This window comes from Actinomyces sp. AC-20-1 (assembly GCF_023369555.1).
In the GTDB taxonomy this organism is placed as follows: Bacteria; Actinomycetota; Actinomycetes; order Actinomycetales; family Actinomycetaceae; genus Actinomyces.
Map to the genome: position 1 here is coordinate 1 of NZ_JACJVC010000034.1, position 6,152 is coordinate 6,152.

Annotated in this window: 6 protein-coding genes and 1 tRNA gene; 4 read left to right on the top strand and 3 right to left on the bottom strand. The window is 73.9% G+C overall.

Translation table 11 applies throughout. The features are described 5' to 3' along the window. Nucleotides 1-224: 224 nt before the first annotated feature. The 3 genes from mscL to H6X67_RS11565 form a co-directional block, all read right to left on the bottom strand. The gene (gene mscL, locus H6X67_RS11555) at nt 225-602 is read right to left on the bottom strand and encodes a large conductance mechanosensitive channel protein MscL (protein WP_249368820.1); all 378 of its coding nucleotides are present in this window, start codon (nt 600-602) and stop codon (nt 225-227) included. Nucleotides 603-720: 118 nt separating this feature from the next. Next, nucleotides 721-1,386, bottom strand: a complete 666-nt coding sequence (locus H6X67_RS11560) for an SAF domain-containing protein (RefSeq protein ID WP_249368821.1) — start codon at nt 1,384-1,386, stop codon at nt 721-723. A gap of 124 nt (nt 1,387-1,510) precedes the next feature. Beyond that, the gene (locus H6X67_RS11565; protein WP_249368822.1) at nt 1,511-2,161 is read right to left on the bottom strand and encodes a 5-formyltetrahydrofolate cyclo-ligase; all 651 of its coding nucleotides are present in this window, start codon (nt 2,159-2,161) and stop codon (nt 1,511-1,513) included. 119 nt (nt 2,162-2,280) lie between these two features. Between H6X67_RS11565 and H6X67_RS11570 the strand changes: the two genes are divergently transcribed. The 4 genes from H6X67_RS11570 (at nt 2,281) to H6X67_RS11585 (ending at nt 5,541) form a co-directional block, all read left to right on the top strand. Next, entirely contained in the window at nt 2,281-3,492 is a 1,212-nt protein-coding gene (locus tag H6X67_RS11570) for a molybdopterin molybdotransferase MoeA (protein WP_249368823.1), read from the top strand. Nucleotides 3,493-3,494: 2 nt separating this feature from the next. Then, nucleotides 3,495-4,190: a GNAT family N-acetyltransferase gene (locus H6X67_RS11575; protein ID WP_249368824.1), complete on the top strand. Its 696-nt coding sequence runs from the start codon at nt 3,495-3,497 to the stop codon at nt 4,188-4,190. A 111-nt stretch (nt 4,191-4,301) separates the two neighbouring features. After that, nucleotides 4,302-5,357: a hypothetical protein gene (locus H6X67_RS11580; RefSeq protein WP_249368825.1), complete on the top strand. Its 1,056-nt coding sequence runs from the start codon at nt 4,302-4,304 to the stop codon at nt 5,355-5,357. Nucleotides 5,358-5,468: 111 nt separating this feature from the next. Continuing rightward, nucleotides 5,469-5,541 (top strand) — tRNA-Ala (locus H6X67_RS11585). The last annotated feature ends 611 nt before the right edge of the window (nt 5,542-6,152 follow it).

Consider the following 6,152-nt stretch of genomic DNA (forward strand, 5'->3'; position numbering starts at 1 on the left):
CGGCAGGACGGTGCGGGTGAGCGGGCCAATGACGCCCGGCTGCTCGCCGAGGTGCCGCCGCACTGGGGCTGAGCCCGGGGCCGGGCGGGGCCGCGCAGGGCCCGGGCCGGGGAGCCCGGGCCGGGGCCCGCCGAACGACGACGCCCGCCATCCCCTGGGGGGACGACGGGCGCGCGAGCAGGCCCGGTCGGAGCCGGCCGGCTCAGTGGCTCACCGCGAGTGGCTCACTTGGAGGCGAGCAGGTCGCGGATCTGGACGAGCAGCTCGGCCTCGGTGGGCTCGGCAGCGGCCGGCTCCTCCTCGGCCTTGCGGCTCTCCTTGAGCTTGTTGAGCGGCGCGACGATGCAGAAGTACACGGCGAAGGCGACGAGCAGGAAGTTGATGACCGCGGTGATGATCGTGCCGGGCTGGACGACGGAGCCGTTGATCGTGAAGGCGAGCACGTCGTCGAAGTTGGGCTGACCGACGACGCCGGCGATGACCGCCATGATGACGTCGGTGATCGCGGTGACGATCGGGCTGAAGGCGGCGCCGATGATGACGGCGACGGCCAGGTCGAGGGCGTTGCCCTGGGCGATGAACTCCTTGAATCCCTTGATCATGGGAGGCCTTTCTGTGGGGTGCCGGTGCGGCACGGGCGCTGACGGGCACGGGGAGGCCGGGCGCAGCGCTGGGGGAGGTCGAAGGGGGCCGCGGCCGCGTGGCGGCGGGCGTGCCGCGTCAGGGGCTCAGCACGATGCCGAGGGTGCCCTGTGTCGCGGCTCCAACGACAAGGCTAGCCGCCGTCGCGGGAACGGCAAGGCTGACGAGTGTGATGTGGGACCCGGATCCCCAGTGACTCTCCTCGCCCTCGGTGTGCGCGAGCACCACTCTCGCCCCCGCCGCGACGACGACGGGCTCACCCGACCCGGACGGGTCCTCGGCCACGACGTCGACGACGCTGCCCGCCTGGGCCATCTCGGCGCCGATGCCGACGGGGACCTGGACGAGCCGCTCGGTGGGGGACAGGCCGACGGCGAGAGCGGAGGAGGTCATCGTCGTCGCCAGGACGGTCCCCTCCTCCAGGGCGACGGCCGCCCGGCTGCCGATGACGCCCTCGTCCGCGAGGCCGCCCCGCGGCAGGGCGGCCCGGGGGACGTCGCGCCACTCGACGTCGGAGGCCGTGAGGACCGCCCCGGCGCCCACAGGGTGGGCCAGCACCAGGACGCGGGTGGTCTGCGGTCCGGCCGGGCGCATGACGCTCAGCGCGAGGGCGAGCACCGCACCCAGGCACAGGCCCACGACGAGGTGGCGCCACCGCCACAGGAGCAGGGACGGGCGCGGCGGACGGCGCCGCCCCGAGACGGGCGCGGTGGGTGGAGTGGCGGGCGAGCGGTGGAGCGGCATGCGTCCACCCTCCCTCCTCGGGGCCGCCTCCTCACCCGGCGGACAGCCGGGCTGTGGACTCGCGTTCCGCACCCTGTCACGGACGGGGCCTGTGGAGCCCGGTGCTCCGGCGCCGGAGGGGCGCTCAGGCGCCGGAGGAGAAGGCCGATCCCTCGAGCAGGAACCAGGACTCCGAGGTGAGGACCGCGTCGACGGCGACGTCGTGCTCCTCGACGGGCAGTGGGCCGGCCACGAGCTCGTCCGGGTGGACCATGGCGAAGATCTGGGCGCCCTCGGCGCGCAGCGGCAGCATCCGGTCGTACCAGCCCCCTCCCTGCCCCAGGCGTCTGCCGCCCCGGTCCACCGCCAGGGCCGGGACGATGAGGGCCTGGACCCGGTGGACCTCCTCGGCGGGCAGGACCTCGCCGCTCGGCTCCGGCGGACGGCCGGGAGCGCGCTCAGCGAGGTCGTCCTCGCCCCGGTAGTAGCCCCACGAGCGCGAGAGCTGGGGCCCGAGCACGGGCAGCAGGACGCGCACCCCCTCCTCGTGCAGACACTCAAGGAGCAGGCGCGTGCAGGGCTCGTGGGACACCGAGACGTAGGCGGCGACACTGCCGAGGCCCTGGACGGCCTGCAGGGCGTGGTCGGTGACGGCCTCGCAGGCGGCGTCGTGACCGGTCGCGGGGTGACGGTGGTGCTCACGCCGGTGCCGGCGCAGGACCTGACGCAGGTGCTCCTTGGCGTCGCTGACCTCGAGCCCGTCCGTGACGGGCAGCGGGCGGGCCTGTGTAGTCATGACCCCATCCTCTCAGGTGCGCGGGCGCCTGCCTCACCCGGCCCGCCGAGTAGCCTGACCACCCGGGGCGCCCCGTCGCCCCGCACCGTCCCGGCAGGCCCGCCGCACCAGGAGGCACCATGAGAACCGTCGCCGAGCACCTGTCCGCGTGCCTCGACATCGCCCAGGCCGCCGCCCCCCTCGACGTGGTCCTTCCCGACGCCGTCGGGTGCGTCCTCGCGGAGGACGTCGTCGCCGACATCGACCTGCCCTCCCGGGACCTGGCGGGACTCGACGGTTACGCGGTGCGCACCGCCGACCTCGAGGACGCCTCACCGGAGCACCCGGTCTGCCTCGACGTCATGGACGCCGTGCGCGCCGGCGACGTCCGCCCGACGCGCCTGGTGCCGGGCTCCGCGGTCCTCATCGACTCGGGGGCCCCGATGCCGACGGGTGCCGACGCCGTCGTCGCCTGGACGGACACGGACCGCGGCACCTCCAGGGTGCAGGTGCGCACCCGCCCCGCAGCGGGGGACAACGTGCGCCGGCGCGGCGAGGACATCGCGGCCGGCACCACCGTCCTGCCGCAGGGGGCCCGCGTCTCCGCCCGCCAGGTGGCCCTGCTGGCCGGTGTGGGACGCCAGCGGGTCAAGGTCCACCCGGCCCCGCGCGTCGTCATCGTGTCCATCGGCGACGAGCTGGTCGAGCCGGGCGGCCCCCGCGAGAGCGGCGACGTCTACGACGCCAACGGACACGCCCTGGCCTCGGCGGTGACGGACGCCGGGGGCCGGGCCTTCCGCGTCGCGGCCGTGCCCGACGAGCTGCGGGCACTGTCGGAGACGATCGAGGACCAGCTCGTGCGCGCCGACGTGCTCATCACGACGGGCGGGCTGTCCGTCGGCCAGGGGGACACGGTCAAGGACGTGCTGGCGCCACTGGGCTCCGTGCGCTTCGACGCTATCGCCATGGCGCCCGGCCGCCAGCTCGGCGTCGGCACGGTGGAGGGCACCCCGATCTTCTGCCTGCCCGGCGACCCGGTGGGCGCGCAGATCGCCTTCGAGACCTTCGTGCGCCCGGTGCTGCGGCAGATCGCCGGCTGGGCCTCGCTGCACCGCACCTCCCTGCCGGCACAGGTGAGCACGGGCTGGCACTCGCCGTCGGGCAAGCGCGAGTTCGTCCCGGTGCACCTGACGGGCTCGCCCGCCAAGGGCTACCGGGCGGAGCCCACCTGCGAGCCGGGCACCTACCGGCTGCTGGGGCTGGCGCGCGCGAACGCCGTCGTCGTCGTCCCTGAGGAGACGACGACGGTCGTGGCCGGCGACCGCCTGCACTGCCTGCTGCTGGACGCCTGAGCGTGACCGGGGCCCTGGCCCGGCTGACGGGCGTGCTCACGGCCGGGTGGGGCCGGCGCCGGTACGCGTGGCCCGTGGTGCTGCGCGAGCCCGCGGTGACGGTGCGGGGGCTGGCGCGCGGCCCGCAGACCGTGGTGCTGCGGCCGCTGTCGGTGGGGGACGAGGGGCCGTGGGCGCGCCTGCGCCTGGCCGACGACGCCCGCCTGTCGCGCTGGGAGGCGAGCCTGCCGCCCGGCTCGGGTGAGATCCCGCCGTCGTTCCGCCGTTACGTGCGGCGCGGGTGGGCCCAGGCGCGCCGGGGGGAGTCCATGCCCCTCGTCCTGGAGGTCGACGGCGTCTTCGCCGGCCAGGTGACGGTGGCGCCGATCCAGTGGGGCTCGCTGCGCCAGGCGACGGTCGGCTACTGGATCGGCAGCCCCTGGGAGGGACGGGGCGTGATGACGCTGGCGCTGGCGATGGTCATCGACCACCTGCTGGGGCCGCAGGTGGGCCTGCACCGGGTGGAGGTGGCGGTCCGGCCGGACAACGCGCGCAGCCTGGCGGTGTGCCGCCGGCTGGGGCTGGAGCGCGAGGGCCTGCGCCGAGGGCTCATGCACATCGACGGCGAGTGGGCGGACCACGTGGTGCACGTGCGCACGGCGGAGCAGATGGAGGCCGACGGCGCCCTGGTGGCCCGGCTGGCCGCCCGGGCCGGGTGAGCCCGGGGCCGGGCGACGCCGGGCAGCGGGGGTGGCGCGGGAGCCGGTCAGGAGGGTCAACACGCCGCGTCGCTGCGGCCCGCGCGTGCCTTAGCCGCTTACGGTTGCCAGGTGGGAATCGAGATCTGGGCGCTGGTCGTTCTCGTCGTGGTTCTCGCCGTGTACCTCCTGCCGCTGCTGGTGGGTCGTCGTGAGGTGATGGGCCTGTCGCGGGCTCAGGACCGCTACTCGGGCAACCTGAGGGTCCTGGCCACGGGGGCGTCCGCGCACGTCGCCGACGACGCCTGCGCGAACGAGGTGCACGCGGAGATCTTCAAGTACCGACCGGAGGTCAGGGCCATGAACAGGCCGGCAGTGAGGAACGTGCGTGCGCTGCGTACCGAGCGTGAGCTGGCGCGCGCACGTCGCGCCCACCAGGAGGGGCGTGAGCGCCGCCGGGTGGCCGCCTCCCGCCGGGCGGTCGTGGCGCTGGTGCTCCTCGGCGTGCTGGCGGGCACCGCGGTCGTGTCCGCAGTGACGGTGCTGCCGTGGTGGCCGGTGCTGGTGCCCGGCGTGCTGCTGGCGGCGTCGATGGCGGTGGGCCGTCAGGCCGCTGTGGCCTCTGCCGAGGCGGACCGGCGCGAGCGGCGCCGGGTCTCCCGGCTGGAGGCCGACCTCGCCCGGCTGACGGGTGAGGTTCCTGCCGTCCAGGTGACTGCGGAGGAGCCGCGGGCCGAGGCGCCGACCGATGCGCCGAGCGCGCAGGAGGCGGCTCCTGCCGAGGAGGCTTCTGCCGGGGCTGTGGCCGAGAAGGTTCAGGAGCCGGTGCCGGCTGGGGAACTGGCCGCTGAGCCCGGCAGCGCTGCGGCCGATAAGGCTCCGGTGGCCGAGACGGTGGAGGTGGCGGAGACGGTGGGCTCCTCGGTGAGGAGTACCCAGGAGCCGACGACGGCGACCCCGCCGCAGGGGTGGACCCCGGTCAAGGTCCCCGCGCCGACCTACACGTTGGTGGCGGGCGCCCCGCGCCGGGTGGTCGACGGCCTGGAGGAGCCGGCCCGGCCCTCCGCGCCGGTGCCGATGCGACCGGTCGCGGCACGCGCCTACCTGCCGCTCGAGGAGGAGGCGGAGGTTGCCGCCCCCATCGACCTGGATGCCGTGCTGGAGCGCCGTCGGGCTGCTGGGGCCTGAGCCCCTGCCGGTTCCTGAGCCCGGGGCCGCTAGGGACCGGACCGTGGTCCGCCTCACGGAGCCGTGGCTTGCAGGCGCTCCCACAGGCGGTGCTACGATCATCCAGCACTTGGGGCTATGGCGCAGTTGGTAGCGCGTCTCGTTCGCAATGAGAAGGTCGGGGGTTCGAATCCCCCTAGCTCCACCGAGACCCGGACCGGAAGGTCCGGGTTTTTTCGTGTCTGGCGCGGGTGCGTGTCACTCGTCCCTGGTCAGAGCCCCTTCCGGGGTACCCGCTCCTCACAGAAACCGCGGAATACTGCGGAAGCGCGCAGCAGCGGCAGTCTCTGACTAGGGATCCGTGACACGCGCTCATCCGCGACCGTCCCGAGGGGCAGGCTCTCGTCTCTCCCCCGAGCGCGGCGGCCCGGGCACAGCTCGGAGGGGTGTGCGACGTCACGCTCTGGCGGTTTGACGTGTGGGGGTGGCGTGGGGTTAAGGTTCTACCCGCTGCCGCTCGGGGCTCGTGCTTCTGGGCGGTGGTTCGACTGGGTCCGGCGGTTATCCGGAGCAAGTTGAGACTGGGATCACTGATCCTGGTGTTGACTGGCTCGAGATCCCCTGGTTAACTTGGTCGGGTCGCCTTGAGGGGCTGACGGGATGCCGTTTGGTTTCCTGTTGTGTTTCTTGTGGGTGTGTTGTTTGAGAGCTCGATAGTGTGTCATGTTTTTTATGCCATAGTGGGTGCGTCTGCTGGGCTGTTCCTGGGTTTTGTGTCTGGGGGTGGTTTGGTGGGTGTGCTTGTTTTGTTTTTGG